Raw genomic sequence first — 16,230 nt, forward strand, 5'->3', positions numbered from 1 at the left:
GCCAGCCGTAAGTGCGTGTTAGAGTGCACTTATGGTCCGCCGTCCGTGGAGCGCGGAAGTCGTGCAGCGTTGCGCATCACGCGCGGTGCATATGCGGTCTGCACTTCCACTCGTCTTTGCTAGAATTTGACCTATGTCCAAGAGTTCCGACCGCATCAATCTGACCAACCAGTTCCTGATCGCCATGCCCAACATGGCGGATCCGACTTTTTCAGGGACGGTGGTCTACCTTTGCGATCATAGCGAGCGGGGCGCACTCGGTCTCGTGATCAACCGGCCGACCGATATCGATCTGGAAGCGCTGTTCAATCGCATTGATCTGAAGCTCGAAATCGAACCCCTTCTGCATGTTCCCGTGTATTTCGGCGGCCCGGTGCAAACCGAGCGCGGCTTCGTGCTGCATGACGCGGGGCAGGGCAGTTCGTACACATCGTCAATGCAGGTGCCAGGCGGCCTTGAAATGACCACGTCGAAGGACGTGCTCGAAGCGGTCGCGAATGGCAAGGGTCCCGACCGCTTTCTGCTCACTCTGGGCCATGCGGGCTGGGGCGCGGGCCAACTCGAGGAAGAAATCTCGAAGAACGGCTGGCTCACCGTCGAGGCCGACCCGAAAATCGTCTTCGATGTGCCGGCCGAAGACCGCTTCGAAGCGGCGCTTGCGCTGCTTGGCGTGTCGCTGTCGATGCTTTCCGGCGAAGCAGGTCACGCATGAGCGGTGCGCCCGAACGTGAAGCGACGCTGCTTGCGTTCGATTATGGTGAGAAACGCATCGGCGTCGCGGTCGGCAATTCCCTGACGAAAAGCGCGCGGCCGCTGATGGTCGTGCCGAACCGCAACCGCGACTTTCGCTTTGCCGAAGTCGGCAAACTGATCGGCGAATGGAAGCCGGATGCGCTGGTGATCGGCCTGCCGATGCATCCGGACGGCACCCCGCACGCGATGACGCAGCAGGCGAAGCGCTTCGGCAATCAGTTGAACGGCCGGTTTAATTTGCCGGTCACCTGGGTCGACGAGCGCTACTCGTCGGTCGAAGCCGAAGCGGGCGTGCGCCGCGGTACCGCGCGGGCGGAACTGCTCGATGCCGAAGCCGCTTGCATCATCCTCCAGCAGTACTTCGAAGAATCCGAATTGCACAGATGAGCCAGAACATCAGCTCCGTTGACGCGGAAGCGCTTTATCGCGCCGTGCTCGAACAGATTCGCGCGGCTTATGGCGAAGCGTTCGGTCATCCTGACGAACCCGGCGGTGCGGTGCTGGCCGGCATTTATAGCGGCGGCGCGTGGCTCGCGGAGCGTCTTGCGCGCGACCTGAACGCGCCGGGCTACGGTGTCGTCAATGTCGCGCTGCATCGCGACGACTATGCGAAGAAAGGCCTGCATACGCAGGCGAGCCCGACGTCGCTGCCATTCGACGTCAACAATCGCCGCATCCTGCTGGTCGACGACGTGCTGTACACCGGCCGCACGGTGCGCGCGGCGATCAATGAGCTTTACGACTATGGGCGGCCCGCGTCGGTTGAATTGGCGGTGCTCGCGGACCGCGGCGGACGCGAGTTGCCGGTCGCCGCGCGCTTTATCGGCGGGGTCGTCGATGTGCGGGCCGACGCGACGCTCGTGCTCGCGCGCGAGACCATTGAGGCGGGCGGCGCGCAGCGTTTCACGTTTCATACCGAAGCACGCGCGGATTGAATGCACTGCGCTGGCGGCATCTTACGGAGATGCCACCGCGATACGAATGCCGCGGCGAGCGGCACGAAAGCGCGCGCGAGACGCTGCGCGCCGCACTAGGCAGTAACACGTTTGACTCAGGACCACGATGAACAAGCCCAACCCGGTCACTCAGGATTCCACGCAGCGCGCCGCCGAGGCGCGACATTTTCGCCATGGCTTCCTGAAGGGTAATCCGCAGCTCACGAAGAACGGTGAGCTCAAGCATCTGCTGACGATCGAAGGTTTGCCGCGCGCGATCGTCAATCACATTCTCGATACAGCCGAGCAGTTCGTCAGCGTGACGGACCGCGAGGTGAAGAAGGTGCCGCTGTTGCGTGGCAAGTCGGTGTTCAATCTGTTCTTCGAGAACTCGACACGCACGCGCACGACGTTCGAGATTGCCGCGAAGCGGTTGTCGGCGGACGTGATCAACCTGAACATCAACGCGTCGTCGACCAGCAAGGGCGAGTCGTTGCTCGACACGATCAATAACTTGTCGGCGATGCATGCGGACATGTTCGTCGTGCGACATGCGTCGAGCGGCGCGCCGTATCTGATTGCGGAGCACTGCGCACCGCACGTGCATGTGATCAACGCAGGCGACGGGCGCCATGCGCACCCGACTCAGGGCCTGCTCGACATGTACACGATTCGCCATTACAAGCGCGACTTCACGAACCTGCGCGTGGCGATTGTCGGCGATATCTTGCACTCGCGCGTCGCGCGTTCGGATATCCATGCGCTGACCACACTCGGTGTGCCCGAAGTGCGCGCGATCGGACCGCGCACGCTGCTGCCGGGCGGACTCGAGCAGATGGGCGTGCGCGTGTTTCATAACCTTGACGAAGGGCTCAAGGACGTCGACGTGATCATCATGCTGCGCTTGCAGAACGAGCGGATGAGCGGCGCGCTGCTGCCTTCGGCGCAGGAATACTTCAAGAGCTGGGGACTCACGCCCGAGCGTCTCGCGCTCGCGAAGCCCGATGCAATCGTGATGCATCCGGGTCCGATGAACCGCGGCGTCGAGATCGATTCGCAGGTTGCGGATGGTCCGCAGTCGGTGATCCTGAATCAGGTGACGTTTGGTATCGCCGTACGCATGGCGGTGATGGGCATCGTCGCGGGCAACAACGACTGATTGCGCGCGCAACGATCGATACGGCGCGACTTTCTCATCAGCGCACGCAACGACAGATAAAAGCAGCATCGCAACGAACAACGCACAACAAGGCAGCGCATGAAGATTCACATCGAGGGCGGCACGCTGATCGATCCGGCCGCGGGCACCGAGCAGCAGCAGGACATTTTTATCGCAGCGGGCAAGATTGTCGCGCTGGGCCGCGCGCCCGCTGAGTTTCACGCGGCGAAGACAATCGATGCGCGTGGGCTGATCGTCGCGCCGGGTCTTGTCGACCTGTCGGCGCGGTTGCGCGAGCCCGGCTACGAACACAAGGCGACGCTGGAATCCGAAATGGCGGCGGCGCTCGCGGGCGGCGTGACGACACTCGTGTGTCCACCCGACACGGACCCGGTGCTCGACGAGCCCGGTCTCGTTGAAATGCTGAAGTTTCGCGCGCGCAATCTGAATCAGGCGCATGTGTATCCGCTCGGCGCGCTGACGGTCGGTCTGAAAGGGCAGGTGATCACCGAGATGGTCGAACTGACTGAAGCCGGCTGTATCGGTTTCTCGCAGGCGGACGTTCCGGTCGTCGATACGCAGGTGCTGCTGCGCGCGCTGCAGTACGCGAATACGTATGGCTTTACCGTATGGCTGCGTCCGCAGGATGCGTACCTCGCGAAGGGCGGCGTTGCCGCGAGCGGCCCGCTGGCGTCGCGGCTCGGTTTGTCCGGCGTGCCGGTGTCGGCGGAAACGATCGCGTTGCATACGATTTTCGAACTGGTTCGTGTGACCGGTGCGCGTGTGCATGTGTCGCATCTGTCGTCGGCGACCGGTATCGAACTGATGCGCGCCGCGAAAGCGGAGGGTTTGCCGGTCACCTGTGACGTGACGATCAATCACGTGCATCTGATCGACGTCGATATCGGTTACTTCGACGCGCAGTTCCGCCTCGATCCGCCGCTGCGTTCGCAGCGCGATCGCGAAGCGATTCGCGTGGGCCTGACGGATGGGACGATCGATGCGATATGTTCGGACCACACACCAGTCGACGACGACGAAAAGCTGTTGCCGTTTGCTGAAGCGACGCCGGGCGCTACCGGGCTCGAGCTGCTGCTGTCGCTGACGGTGAAGTGGGCCGACGAAGCGAACGTGCCGCTCGCGCAGGCGATTAACCGCATTACCGCGGCGCCGGCCGGTGTACTGAAACTCGCGGCGGGCCGCATTGAAGTGGGTGCGTCAGCGGACTTGTGCGTCTTCGACCGCGATGCCTATTGGCGCGTCGAACCGCGCGCGCTGAAGAGCCAAGGACATAACACGCCGTTTCTTGGTTACGAGCTGCCGGCGCGCGTGCGCGCGACCGTCGTGTCCGGGCAACTTGCATTTGAACAGCGCTGAACTCAAACGCACGGAAGACTCTCAGCATGAAGCTCGCGCTCCGCAAGATACGTCTCGTGGTTCATCTGCTGTATGGCATGTGGGTGGTGGCCACCCGTTTTGCGCGGGTCACCGCGCAACAGCGGCTCGAATTAAACCGCGCGTGGTCGCTGCGGTTTTTGCAACTCGCGGGCATGCGCCTCGTCGTGCACAACGATGGCGCGCGAATCGATGAAGGGGCGCTCGTCGTCAGTAACCACATTTCGTGGATCGATATCTACGTGATCAACGCGTGGCGGCCGACGCGCTTCGTATCGAAAGCGGAAGTGCGCAAGTGGCCGGTGGTCGGGTGGCTCGCGGAACAGCTTGGGACAGTGTTTTTGCAGCGTGAGAAGCGCAGTGACGCGAAGCGGATCATGCACGAACTGTCCGAGCACCTTGTCGCGGGCCACGTGATTTGCGTGTTCCCGGAAGGCACGACCACGGATGGACGCGAACTTTTGCCGTTTCACGCGAATCTGTTTCAGGCCGCGGTGTCCGCGTCGCGGCCCGTGCAGCCGGTCTGCATCTACTACGAAGATGCGCACGGCAATCAGTCGACGGCGCCGTCGTATATCGATGAGATGTCGCTGGGTGAATCGCTCGATACGCTACTGCGCGGCACGCCGCTGACCGCGCATGTGTATGTGTGCGATGCGCTTGCGCCGGGCGCGGAGCGGCGCGCGCTGGCGGCTGACGCGCAGGTGGCGATTGAAGGGGCGCTGGATCGGCTGCGGCCGGTTGGGGCGCGTGTCAGACAGGCGGCGGCGCGTGGGCAGGCTGAGCAGGATGCCGAGGTGCCGCACGCCGGCGATACGCCGGCGGCAAACGGGCCACTCGCGCAGTAAGACCCGCCGCGGGCGTTTGGAGAACTTTGTCGCTTGATGTTGCAGCGAACGAACGTCTCGTTTCCGCCTGTGTCTGATCGAACAGACCCAATACCGACTGATCGATTACCGTCCCCCCGATGCTCAACGATCCTGACTTCTTTCTTTGGAATATTTTCGCTAGCGTCGGCGATGCTGCGTTCACGCTGCCGATCGCGCTGGTTTGCGCGGTCTGGCTGTGGTTTTCAGCACGCCGGCAGGCGGCGCGATGGATTCTGCTGCTGGCAATCGGCATGGCGGCGGTCGGTGCGACCAAAATTCTGTATGCCGGGTGTGGCGTTGAAATTCCGTCGCTGCATTTTCGGGTGATTAGTGGCCATACGTCGCTGTCGACGGTGGTGTGGACGGTCGCGATGTCGTTGTTGTGTCGCTGTGCCGGTGCGCGCGCACGGACGGGCGTGGTGATCGGGTTGCTGATCGGTGCGTTGACCGCGGTCGCGCGCGTGTTCGATGACGCACATTCGGTTACCGAAGTGGTCGTCGGCTGGGTGCTCGGCGCGACGCTCGCGATACTGTTTGTGCGCAGCTTTGTGCGTTCGGGTGTGCAGCTCGTGAAGCCCCGGTTTGCGGCGCTAGGGCTGCTGCTGGTCGCGACGGTTGCGTATGGGCGGCATGCGCCGATTCAGCAGATGATCGAGGATTATTCGCCGGGGGTTTGTGCGCGGGTGTTTCCGAGTCTTGTTGAGGAGATGCGCAAGGAGCTTTAGCTGCCGCACGTCGTCGCGTGCCTTGCCGCGGGTTCAGTCATTTTCCCGGAATAGACGTGCTTCGTTGCCGTGAAGCATCGCCAATATCGATCGGCCGCGTGGCTGCAGTGATCCGGTCGCTCTGAGCAATCTCCCGTTTCCGCGCCTCGATCCACGCGAGCAACGTGACAATAGTCAACGCGAAGAACGCGACATTCATCACAAGTGTGAAGACGTCGATGGTCATCCCGAACAAAATCGTTGCGCTGACAATGAGAAGCCCCAGGTAAGCCGCAGTGGCAATTTCCGGGTCCGCATTGCGCCGAAGCCGCCAAAACATCATAAAGGTCGCGCTATAAAGCAGTAGCAACGCGGCAACTCCAACGGTTCCCATCTCGGCGAGGATCGAGAAGAAGTCGTTGTGCGCGCGATCATTGACGATGTAGTTCGGAGCCTCGCCATGAGCGCTTAGCGCACCGAGGGATTTAGCGAGACTGCCGCGCCCGACGCCAAGCACCGGATGCCTCGTGTATAGCAGCGCGGACGCGCGCCACAATTCAAGGCGCGCGCCTGTCGACGTGTCCGCGTTGCCTTCGCGCATCTTCTGCAGGTCGGTAGCGATCGCCGTGAAGCGCGCGCGGATGTCATGAGTCGAGACCGCGCCGGTTGCGCCGCCGACAATGGCGGCTATGAGGACAATGCGCACGCTCCGGGCTGCGAGCCAGTGCCGCCCCGACACGGTGAACCAAAGCAGAACCGGAATTGCGATCCAGCCGCCGCGCGTACCTGACAGGTATGACGCAAACAGACCGCCGACCAATGCGGCGAACTTGATTGCAATCTCGACGGGATGGCCGCGCGTGTCCGCACGGCGAAGGGATGCGATTGACAGAAAGCCAAGCAGTAGCGCGGTGTCTCCAAACGGAATCGGATTCGTGAAGGAATTGCCGAGACGCGTGCCGTCGGTCCAGACCGCTGGATGAGACAGCGCGTAAATGGACCATGCACCCGCGGCGAGTGCACCGGCCGCGAAACCCCATTGAACCATACGGAGCTGGCGCGACTGCATTGAAGCAAGGAAAAAGAAACTCGGAATGGCTAGTGGCAGGCGTAACAGCGGATCGAGCGACGGGAATGTACCGGTGCGCATGACAAGGATCTGGAACAGCACAATGCACGGCAATCCAAAGAGTGACGCCAGAAACCAACGGTGTTCGCGCCACAGTCGCGCGGCCTGAATCCGGTATTCACGGTTGCCCAGGTGCAGTAACGACAATGCCAGAACGATGAAGAAGCAATATCCGGTTCCCCCTTTCATCGATAACATCAGGGCCGGCGATAATACGATTGCCGCCGTGGCAATCCAACTGAGAAAGAATTTGGTCTGTGTCAAGATATCGGAAACGGGTAGAAAGCTTGTGTCGTATGGACGCATACATGTGGCTGGCTTATGATCCCGGGCCTTGCCGAAGTGTATGATCGTAGCTTTCAGACACTAAAATAATTCAAATGTGGACTGACACTTCAGGTAGTCGTTCATTCAACTCCCGCCCGCTCGTGTCGGTGCTTTTGATAGCTTATCGTCAAGAGAATCTGGTTGCGGCAGCGCTAAATAGCATTCTTGCGCAGGACTATACGCCGCTCGAGATCATCGTATCCGACGATTGCTCACCCGATCAGACCTATGAGGTGATGGCAGCGATCGTGCAGCGCTACGATGGACCTCATACCGTTATTCTAAACCGTAACCCATACAACCACGGCATCAGTGCTCACTTGACGAAGCTTGCGCAGATGAGTCACGGCGAATTGCTGGTTGTCGCTGCCGGTGACGACATCTCCGTGCCCCATCGCTGCAGCCGGTTGGTGGATTTCTGGCTTGCGCATGATCGCAAGCCGGACCTGATCGCGAGTGATCTCGTCGAACTGGACGAAGACGGGTTAGTGCGTTCGCAGGTTTCTCCAACCGATTTGGCGCGTTACAGGTCGGTTGATGATTGGGCCGCTTCAGCGCCGTACGTCGTCGGCGCTGCACACGCGTGGTCGCGCCGGCTGTTCGACCGTTTCGGCGACATGATGCCGGGTGCGATGGCGGAAGACCAGATCATGACACTCCGGGCAATCATGAATGGCGGCGGTGCGATAAATCTGCGCGAACCGCTCGTCCAGTATCGGGTTGGCGGTCTGTCGCGAAAGCGTCGCTGGAAGTCGGTCAACGAGTTCATTGCACGCATCAAGCAGACGAACCAGTTTGCACTTGCAGAGATCACGCAGTTTGTCCGCGATGCGGAGTTGGCGGGATACGGTGCGAAGATGCGCGCGGCGCTGGATAGCAAACTGGCACGGGAAAATTACACGCGCGCCGTATTTGCCGCGGACCGTCTCGGCGCAAAACTCTACCTGCTTGCCACGACCCGACGCGTCAAATTGGGGTTCCGGCTCAGGATGTTTCTTTATGCGGCTTGCCCAATCGTTTACTCGCCGGTATTTACGGTCAAGTATTGGTTGGCATCCAGGGTGCATTAGAACGGTGCATCTGCGTAGATATGCCGGGAGCATTTACCGGCAATGCGTGACGGATACGGAGCTGCCAAATGCTTCGTGGATTTTGTGGCTCGCACCACCGCATTGTGTTCGGCCCGGAATGTTATACTTCAGACATTACGGGGCATGCGTCTGGAATGGAATGGCAAGTAAAATACTTATAAAGCATCCGCAGTCAGGCATTCATGTAACGGGGTGGATCGGTTTTAGCTGGACTTACTTGTTCTGCGGGTGGTGCGTTCCTTTAGTTCGTCGCGAGATCCGCGTTGCGGGAATCCACTTGCTTCTAACGCTTTGCACTTGTGGTATCTGGCAAGTGGCCGGCGCGTTTCTTTATAACAGGCAGTACATGACCCGCATGCTGGTGGATAAAGGCTACATACTTGCCGATACCCGAGCGCGCAACGACAAGGCGCTTGTTGAGCTGGATATCGCGCCGCTGATTTACCCGCTTGGGTAACCGACGAACTGACCGGCTTTTACAGCAGGTCGCGAGCGTCAACGGTATGTGCTGCTTACCGTTGACCAGGACTAAAGATAGATAAGCGCGACTCCGACGACCACCAGGGCTGAGCCCGCTATTCCCTTCATCGTGATGGACTCGCCAGCCATCGCACCATATACCAGCAACGCAACGATCGTGATACCCACCATCACGGGGTAGGCCGTGCTAAGCGCGACGCGCTTAAGAGCCATTGCATAGAAGACAAAGCCGACACCGTATGCGATGACCGCACCGAGCCTCACTCCGGTCGAGGCAGTCATCAATGCCCATAGACCGGACATCCCTGCGGCGGTCGCGTTGATGTCCAATCTTGCTGCCAGCTTTAGAAGAACGCTAGCTATTGCGCTTGATGTCGCAGCAGCAAACAGCAAAAAGGCCGCCATGATCGTCGGTGCTCCAGATTCCGTTTCTCGCGTATTTCGCATGCCGGCGGTGCGCAGCAAGCTGATACGCCTTTATCGTTTAAGTGTCGTTTAACCAACCGCTTGACTAGGCGCTTTCCGCGATCGACTCGGGTGTTTTGACGCGCGCGCTTTCGCGCTGCCGCTTCAACTCAACGGGTTCGCTCCCGTTGGAGCGTTCGAAGATATCGCCAAAGCGGCTAGCGCCGCTGAGCGCGATCAATACCGCGGCCGGGAATACAAGGGCAGCGTCTCGTGACTCATCCTCGAATCCAAAGCAGGCGCAGAGCACGGCGATCGGTAGAGCAGCCGCCAGGAAATAGCGTCGATGCAACACAGGCGAACGGCGCCACGCATGATAGGAGAACACGGCAGCCGGAACCGCGATTAGCGGATTCTGGAGGCTTGGTGTCAAGACGCCCTTGGCCACCATGTTGTAGAAGCCGATGTATGAGAGCGGATTCAGCCAGTACAGCAGATTGTGCACCCCGTGGAGGTCCACGAAGCCTCCTTCATTTCCGGCGTAGCCGCTCATGATCAGGTGGCGTGTGATCGCGCAGATGATGAGTTGTATTGCGAGCCACGCGAACCGCTTGCGTAGGGGGACTTCCGGTTCGAAGAGAAAGAACAATGCGGCCGGAACCAGAAAGAACGTCTCCTTGTTCAACGAGAATACCGCCACAAGCAACGTGCAAAACAATAGCCGGCGTTTCAGAAAGAAATAGACGACGGAAAACGCGCCGAGGATCTCGAAGAAATCGTAGTAGTAGCCGCCCTTCTGGAAGGTGAGCGGATAGACGAGGGCGAATGCCGTCAGAAACCCGAGTGCCTGACCGAACCGCAGGCCGTGTGAGCGCGCGAGCCGATAGACAATCAGCAAAGTCAATGCCATTGCGAGCGTCACACCAAAGTAGACAAGGTGGTACGCGATCGCGTTTACGGGCGTCCAGAAGCGGTCGGGTACTCCGCTGAAGTACGCATGATGCAGCGAGTCGTAGCGCGTGATGGATTTGAAAAGCTTTTGCTGCAAGTCTGGATTAACTTGCTCCGCGATCCATCTCGCGGCTTTCGGGACCGAAGAACGATAGACATAGGGCTTCGGTGCTGCCCCTTCCATCATGCCGACGAGGCCGAAGGTGTGCTCGTACCGGTCGATCGGCTGGTCGTCGCGAAAGCCCCACTTGAGAAGCACGCTATTCGTGATGTTGCCGCAGCAAACAAGTAGCACCACAAATACGATCGAGAATCGGCAAAAGGCTAAGAGCCGGTTAGAGCTGTTCAGTTTCATTTGTCCGGCCCTACGGTAAATGCAGGAAGTGAGCGACGATGACGAGGAACGTCATTGATGCAATGGTCAAGCAACTGCCTCGGCTCCGGATCAGGTAGACGAGCGGGTCGTCGTCCATCTCGCCACGAACGGTCGCGAGCCATAAACGTGAAAGCAGATAGATGAAGCAGATTGCAGGAAGCCACAGGAGAGTTGCCGTGCCGTAGCGCGTGATCGTATCAGGCGCGTTGATGTAAAGGCCGAATACTACGACCGCTGCGAGCGCGGAACCGATGCCGAGAGGCAATAGCATTTCAAGGTCTGTGACCCGGTAGCCGCGTCCTGCGGTTGCCTGTTCGCCGCTTTCCCGGACGGATACTAGTTCGGCGCAGCGTTTTACCAGCGCAAGGCTTAGGAATGTCAAAAGTGAGAATGCCAGCAGCCAGTTGCTGACCTCGATTTTCACGGCAACTGAGCCGGCGAAAATCCGCAATGTATAAAGCAGCGACAGCACGATCACGTCTATCAATGGTCGTTTCTTGAGCGACCAGCTATACGCGCTGGTGAGGAGCAGATACAAAACGAGGATTGCGCAAAACTCCGCGGAAGCGATGAAGGCCAAAGCGAGAGAGGCTGCTAGCAACACGGCGGCACACCTCAGCCCGTCTGGGATGGACAGCGTGCCGCTCGCGAATGGCCGAAGGCGTTTGCGTGGATGTCGGCGGTCGTTGCTCAGATCCCAAAGGTCATTAAGAATGTAAGTCGCTGAAGCACCCAGCGACATCGACGCGAACGCAATTGCAAGCACCGCGACGTTTTCCCGGTCGAAAAATGAGAAGGCGGTGAACAATGGCACAAACAGCAACAGATTCTTGAGCCAATGATGCACACGAAACGCTTTCAGCCATGTGCTGACGCCTGCGCTTTCGTTAGTGAATTCCCGTTCGACCGGCGTTGCTTTTCGAACGCAATCGGCGACACGCGACGACGCCCCTACCAGTACCGCTGCCCGCGCGGCCTTCCAGATCGGCAAGTCGGCCCGGCTGTCGCCGGCATAAACGAAATCATGTCCGACGCGGCTTCTGATGTGCGCAAGCTTGAACGTCCCTTTGAGGTTTTCGGCGCCATCGGTGGCGATCACGTCGTCGAACAATCGGAGATGCGTCGATACGTCTTCCGCTACGCTTTTGTGCGCGGCGGTTGCGAGAATAATCCGGCGCCCGCGGTCTTTCTCCGCCACCAGATACGCCAGAAGCGATTCGCGATACGGTAGCTGCGCTGCTAATCGACTGGCTTTTAATGCAATTTTGGTTTTGAAAGCCGCGCGGCCGGCCAGAAGCCAGATGGGCAACCAGATGAGATTAAAAGGGTTTATTTTGACGATTTGAAGGACGGATTCGGCAAGCGTGTCAGTTAAAGTCAATGTTCCGTCCAGATCAACCACCAAAGGCAATTCCTTATTTGGCTGCACGCGCGGCCCCCGTAGCCTATTCTTTTTGCATGACCGTCACGTATATGACGTTATTGGATATGCGTCGGTCAATTGAGAGGGCCTGATTTTAACTGAAAACCGATGCGCAATCACATAGGCGGATGGGAGTATTTAAGTGCGCGTTTTCGCGCTGCGTTACATGGACATAGCCCGTCTTACCCGGTAGGTTTTGACGTGACGTTGAAACGTGGTGCCTCGCTGCGGCGTGCCGGAAACAGTGGGCAAGCTGCGGGGCAGGCGGCCTTTCACCATCGACGCACGCTCGAATGAATGGGTGAACGATGGTGCTATTCGGTGTCCGCGGATGCGCGGCAACCCGAGCAATCAATTTGCGTGACCGTCCGCGCTGCAGCTTCGCGCGTGAGTCTGACCGCGGAGAGCAAATTGCCCCACACGCAGCCGGAATCGAGACCGATCACGTTATCGCGCATCAGAAGGCCGAGCGCGGCCCAATGGCCGAATACGACGGTTACGTCAGCGGTACGCCGCGACGGTACATCGAACCACGGCATAAAGCCTGACGGTGCCGAATCGAGGCCGCCGCTCGACGTGAAATCCATTTCGCCGTCGGCGTTGCAAAAGCGCATTCTGGTCAGCGCGGTGCAGGTCAGGCGCAGCCGGTCGATGCCCTTCAGGCTTGGCTTCCAGCGATTCGGCTGATTACCGTACAGACCCGCGAGCGTTTCTTTCCAGTTTGGTGCACGTAGTGCGCGTTGCAGTTCGTCGGCGAGTTCCATTGTCAGCGCCGCGTCCCACTGCGGCGGGACACCGGCGTGAACGAGCAGCATGTCGTTGTCGAAATGCGCGATTGGGCGGTGGCGGACCCATTCGAGCAGGTCGTCGGCATCGGGGGCGGACAGAATGTCGTCGATCGTGTCGCCTTTTTTCGTCTTGCGGATGCCGGCCGATACCGATAGCAGGTGCAGGTCATGATTGCCGAGCACCGTTACGGCGCGGTCACCGAGCGCGATCAATTCGCGCAGCGTTGCGAGCGAGCCGGGACCGCGGTTGACGATGTCGCCGGCGAACCACAGTGGCGTGTCACCGGATGGGGCGGCTTTCGCGAGCAGACGCTGGAATTCGTTGTGGCAGCCTTGCAGATCGCCGAAGGCGAGGGGAGCGGGCCTCGTGGAAGTGGTCATCGGAATCCGGGTTGGGTGAACGTCACGGCAGTCGTCCCGTGTGCGGCAAAGCACCGACGCATAGGCTGCGCCGGGGCCTTAATGCCGGTGCGGCGCTTGCGTGACAAGCGCGGTGCCTTGCTGATGACACGCGCTGGTGACACGAACGGCGGCAGCACGATCGTGCGGGGAGTCGCAATGAAGCTGACTGCACAATATCGCGTGACATAATAGCTGGTTTAAGAGGCCCTCACGAGCGTTGAAAGGGCGGCGCGGTGAAGCGGGCCGCGTGGTCGGGAGCCGGAGCTAGCGCCAATGCGCGCACTCCAGTCAACAGCCTTGCATGGGACAGGAGTTAGCGCTAATGCGCCAACTCCTGTCGACAGAAAGTACAAACAGGGGGAAGCATGATCATCGTGACCGGCGGGGCAGGCTTTATCGGCGCAAATTTCGTGCTGGACTGGCTGCGCGATAGCGATGAGCCGATCGTCAACGTCGATAAGCTGACGTACGCGGGCAATGCCGAAACGCTTGCGCCGCTTGCTGGGGACGCTCGACATGTTTTCTCGCAGGTCGATATCTGCGACCGTGTGGCGATCGATGCGCTGTTTAGTACATACCGGCCGCGCGCGATCGTGCATTTCGCCGCGGAAAGCCACGTGGATCGCTCGATCAACGGGCCTGGCGAATTTGTACAAACCAACGTGGTTGGCACCTTCACGCTGCTCGAAGCGGCACGCGCGCACTGGAACGGCCTCGCAGCCGATGAAAAAGCCGCATTTCGCTTTCTGCACGTGTCGACCGACGAGGTGTTCGGCTCGCTAAATCCCACCGATCCGGCTTTCAACGAGCATACGTCGTACGCGCCGAATAGCCCTTACTCGGCGAGCAAGGCGGCGTCCGACCATTTCGTGCGCGCGTACCATCATACTTACGGTCTGCCGACGCTCACCACCAACTGCTCGAATAACTACGGCCCCTATCAGTTTCCCGAGAAGCTGATTCCGCTGACGATCATCAATGCGATTTCGGGCAAGAAGCTGCCGGTGTATGGCGACGGCAAGAATGTGCGCGACTGGCTGTACGTGACGGACCATTGCGCTGCGATTCGCACGGTGCTGCAAAAGGGCGTGCCCGGTGAAACGTACAACATCGGCGGATGGAACGAGCAGGCCAACATCGACGTCGTGCATACGCTGTGCCGCACGCTCGATGAGTTGCGGCCGTCGGCATCGGGGGCGTCTTATACGGCGCAAATCGAATTCGTGAAGGACCGGCCCGGCCACGATCGCCGATATGCGATCGACGCGACGCGTATCGAGCGCGAACTCGGTTGGCGGCCTGCGGAGACGTTTGAGACCGGCATGAGGAAAACGGTGCTCTGGTATCTCGAGCATCCGGACTGGATCGCCGGTGTCACGAGCGGCAGCTATCGTCACTGGATGGAAACGCACTACGCCGGAACGGTCTGAAAGAGGAAACGCGGATGGCACGGAAGGGAATCATTCTCGCGGGCGGATCGGGCACGCGGCTGTATCCGATCACGCACGCGATATCGAAGCAGCTGCTGCCGGTGTACGACAAGCCGATGATCTACTATCCGCTGTCCACGCTGATGCTCGCGGGCATTCGCGACGTGCTGATCATTTCGACGCCGCAGGACACGCCGCGCTTCGAAGCGATGCTCGGCGACGGCAGCCGGTGGGGGATGTCGTTTCAGTATGCCGTGCAGCCGACGCCGGACGGGCTTGCGCAGGCGTTTGTGATTGGTCGCGAGTTTATCGACGGCCACCCGAGCGCGCTGATTCTCGGCGACAACATTTTTCATGGTCACGACCTCGCGCGTCAATTGCGTGAAGCGAATGAGCGTACCGATTGCGCGACCGTGTTCGCGTATCACGTGAATGATCCGCAGCGTTACGGCGTGATTGAGTTCGATGACCGGATGCGTGCGGTGTCGATTGAAGAGAAGCCTGTTCAACCGCGCTCGCAGTATGCGGTGACGGGTTTGTATTTCTACGATGCCGACGTGTGCGATATCGCCGCCGGGATCAAACCGTCGGCGCGCGGCGAGTATGAGATCACTGACGTCAACTCGCGCTACCTGGCGGCGGGCAAACTGCAGGTCGAGATTATGGGTCGCGGATATGCGTGGCTCGATACTGGGACGCACGATTCGCTGATCGACGCGGCGACGTTTATCGCGACGTTGCAGAAACGTCAGGGACTGGTGGTAGCGTGCCCGGAAGAGATTGCGTACCGGTGTGGATGGATCGACGCGGAACAGGTGATGAGGCTGGCTGAGCCGCTGTCGAAGAATGACTACGGGCGGTACCTGAAAAATATTCTGACGGACAAGGTGGTATGGCAATTCAAGTAACGGCGACCGCGCTACCTGAAGTCAAAGTGATTGAGCCGAAGGTGTTCGGCGATGCGCGCGGGTTCTTTCTGGAAAGCTTCAATGCGCGGGAGTTTGCCGAGCAGGTGCAGGCTGGGGTGGAGTTTGTTCAGGATAACCATTCAAGGTCGGCGAAGGGTGTGTTGCGTGGTTTGCATTATCAGATTGAGCATGCGCAAGGGAAGCTGGTGAGGGTGGTGGCGGGGGAGGTGTTTGATGTTGCTGTCGATATTCGTAAGAGCTCGCCTGACTTCGGGAAGTGGGTCGGTTTGCGCCTGAGCGGGGAGAACCAGCGGCAGATGTGGATTCCGCCGGGGTTCGCGCATGGGTTTCTGGTGGTGTCGGAAACGGCGGATTTTTTGTATAAGACTACCGATTACTGGTATCCGGAGTTTGAGCGGTGTTTGGCTTGGGATGATCCGCAGGTGGGGGTTGAGTGGCCTATTGAAGGGGAGCCGGTGATGGCGGAGAAGGATCGGCGGGGAAAGAGCCTTGGGAGCCTGTCAGATTTTTAGTGTGTCGAGGTCATGAGACGATAACGGAAATAACGTCCTATGACCGAAACGACAGTGACAAAGAAGAGCAAGAACCAGAAAGCGCCGAAGCTGTTCCCCGATGAACTGATCGACCAGTTGCTGGCGCAGGTACAGAACAAGGATGCCGAGTCGATTCTGGGCGAATCGGGCC

17 protein-coding genes and 1 pseudogene are annotated in these 16,230 nt (G+C 59.6%); 13 read left to right on the top strand and 5 right to left on the bottom strand.

From position 1 onward, the window contains the following. Positions 1–133: 133 nt before the first annotated feature. From BX592_RS25250 to BX592_RS25280, 7 genes are all read left to right on the top strand, one after another. Positions 134–712 (top strand): YqgE/AlgH family protein, encoded by a 579-nt coding sequence (locus BX592_RS25250; protein WP_134195748.1) that lies wholly within the window; start codon positions 134–136, stop codon positions 710–712. Further along, positions 709–1,140 carry a Holliday junction resolvase RuvX gene (gene ruvX, locus BX592_RS25255; protein ID WP_134195750.1) on the top strand — a complete coding sequence of 144 codons (432 nt, stop codon included), beginning with the start codon at positions 709–711 and terminating at the stop codon, positions 1,138–1,140. Before BX592_RS25250 ends, ruvX begins: the two co-directional genes overlap by 4 nt. An 8-nt stretch (positions 1,141–1,148) precedes the next feature. Next, complete coding sequence (gene pyrR, locus BX592_RS25260) at positions 1,149–1,688, top strand: bifunctional pyr operon transcriptional regulator/uracil phosphoribosyltransferase PyrR (RefSeq protein ID WP_134195797.1); 540 nt, start codon at positions 1,149–1,151, stop codon at positions 1,686–1,688. Positions 1,689–1,815: 127 nt separating this feature from the next. Then, the gene (locus BX592_RS25265) at positions 1,816–2,847 is read left to right on the top strand and encodes an aspartate carbamoyltransferase catalytic subunit (protein WP_134195752.1); all 1,032 of its coding nucleotides are present in this window, start codon (positions 1,816–1,818) and stop codon (positions 2,845–2,847) included. Positions 2,848–2,946: 99 nt separating this feature from the next. Next, positions 2,947–4,224 (top strand): dihydroorotase, encoded by a 1,278-nt coding sequence (locus BX592_RS25270; protein ID WP_134195754.1) that lies wholly within the window; start codon positions 2,947–2,949, stop codon positions 4,222–4,224. A gap of 26 nt (positions 4,225–4,250) precedes the next feature. Next, positions 4,251–5,090, top strand: a complete 840-nt coding sequence (locus tag BX592_RS25275; RefSeq protein WP_134195757.1) for a lysophospholipid acyltransferase family protein — start codon at positions 4,251–4,253, stop codon at positions 5,088–5,090. 119 nt (positions 5,091–5,209) lie between these two features. After that, positions 5,210–5,836 (top strand): phosphatase PAP2 family protein, encoded by a 627-nt coding sequence (locus BX592_RS25280; protein ID WP_134195759.1) that lies wholly within the window; start codon positions 5,210–5,212, stop codon positions 5,834–5,836. Between the two features lie 37 nt (positions 5,837–5,873). Here BX592_RS25280 and BX592_RS25285 read toward each other — a convergent pair whose 3' ends face one another. After that, the gene (locus BX592_RS25285) at positions 5,874–7,133 is read right to left on the bottom strand and encodes an O-antigen ligase family protein (RefSeq protein WP_166676461.1); all 1,260 of its coding nucleotides are present in this window, start codon (positions 7,131–7,133) and stop codon (positions 5,874–5,876) included. Positions 7,134–7,324: 191 nt separating this feature from the next. On the opposite strand from BX592_RS25285, the gene BX592_RS25290 reads away from it, so the two are divergent. Continuing rightward, a complete protein-coding gene (locus tag BX592_RS25290) occupies positions 7,325–8,341 on the top strand; it encodes a glycosyltransferase (RefSeq protein WP_134195764.1) in 1,017 nt (338 codons plus the stop codon). Positions 8,342–8,501: 160 nt separating this feature from the next. Next, positions 8,502–8,819: a hypothetical protein gene (locus BX592_RS25295; protein ID WP_134195767.1), complete on the top strand. Its 318-nt coding sequence runs from the start codon at positions 8,502–8,504 to the stop codon at positions 8,817–8,819. Positions 8,820–8,890: 71 nt separating this feature from the next. Here the strand turns inward: BX592_RS25295 and BX592_RS25300 are convergent, their stop codons facing one another. From BX592_RS25300 to BX592_RS25315, 4 genes are all read right to left on the bottom strand, one after another. After that, the gene (locus BX592_RS25300) at positions 8,891–9,307 is read right to left on the bottom strand and encodes a DMT family transporter (protein WP_134195769.1); all 417 of its coding nucleotides are present in this window, start codon (positions 9,305–9,307) and stop codon (positions 8,891–8,893) included. 46 nt (positions 9,308–9,353) lie between these two features. After that, on the bottom strand, positions 9,354–10,553 hold the full coding sequence (locus tag BX592_RS25305) for a hypothetical protein (RefSeq protein ID WP_208327972.1): 1,200 nt from the start codon (positions 10,551–10,553) through the stop codon (positions 9,354–9,356). Positions 10,554–10,563: 10 nt separating this feature from the next. Further along, the gene (locus tag BX592_RS25310) at positions 10,564–12,003 is read right to left on the bottom strand and encodes a UbiA family prenyltransferase (protein WP_134195772.1); all 1,440 of its coding nucleotides are present in this window, start codon (positions 12,001–12,003) and stop codon (positions 10,564–10,566) included. Positions 12,004–12,311: 308 nt separating this feature from the next. Next, positions 12,312–13,166, bottom strand: coding sequence for a symmetrical bis(5'-nucleosyl)-tetraphosphatase (locus BX592_RS25315; RefSeq protein WP_134195774.1), 855 nt, complete (start codon positions 13,164–13,166; stop codon positions 12,312–12,314). A gap of 386 nt (positions 13,167–13,552) precedes the next feature. On the opposite strand from BX592_RS25315, the gene rfbB reads away from it, so the two are divergent. The 4 genes and pseudogenes from rfbB to BX592_RS34610 form a co-directional block, all read left to right on the top strand. Beyond that, positions 13,553–14,617, top strand: a complete 1,065-nt coding sequence (gene rfbB / locus BX592_RS25320) for a dTDP-glucose 4,6-dehydratase (RefSeq protein ID WP_134195776.1) — start codon at positions 13,553–13,555, stop codon at positions 14,615–14,617. Positions 14,618–14,631: 14 nt separating this feature from the next. Beyond that, positions 14,632–15,525, top strand: a complete 894-nt coding sequence (rfbA, locus tag BX592_RS25325; RefSeq protein ID WP_134195779.1) for a glucose-1-phosphate thymidylyltransferase RfbA — start codon at positions 14,632–14,634, stop codon at positions 15,523–15,525. Further along, the gene (gene rfbC, locus BX592_RS25330; protein ID WP_134195781.1) at positions 15,510–16,058 is read left to right on the top strand and encodes a dTDP-4-dehydrorhamnose 3,5-epimerase; all 549 of its coding nucleotides are present in this window, start codon (positions 15,510–15,512) and stop codon (positions 16,056–16,058) included. The genes rfbA and rfbC overlap by 16 nt, the downstream gene beginning before the upstream one ends. A 39-nt stretch (positions 16,059–16,097) precedes the next feature. Beyond that, positions 16,098–16,230, top strand: a pseudogene (locus BX592_RS34610) (IS256 family transposase); the annotation flags it as partial.

This window comes from Paraburkholderia rhizosphaerae (assembly GCF_004366595.1).
Classification (GTDB): domain Bacteria; phylum Pseudomonadota; class Gammaproteobacteria; order Burkholderiales; family Burkholderiaceae; genus Paraburkholderia; species Paraburkholderia rhizosphaerae.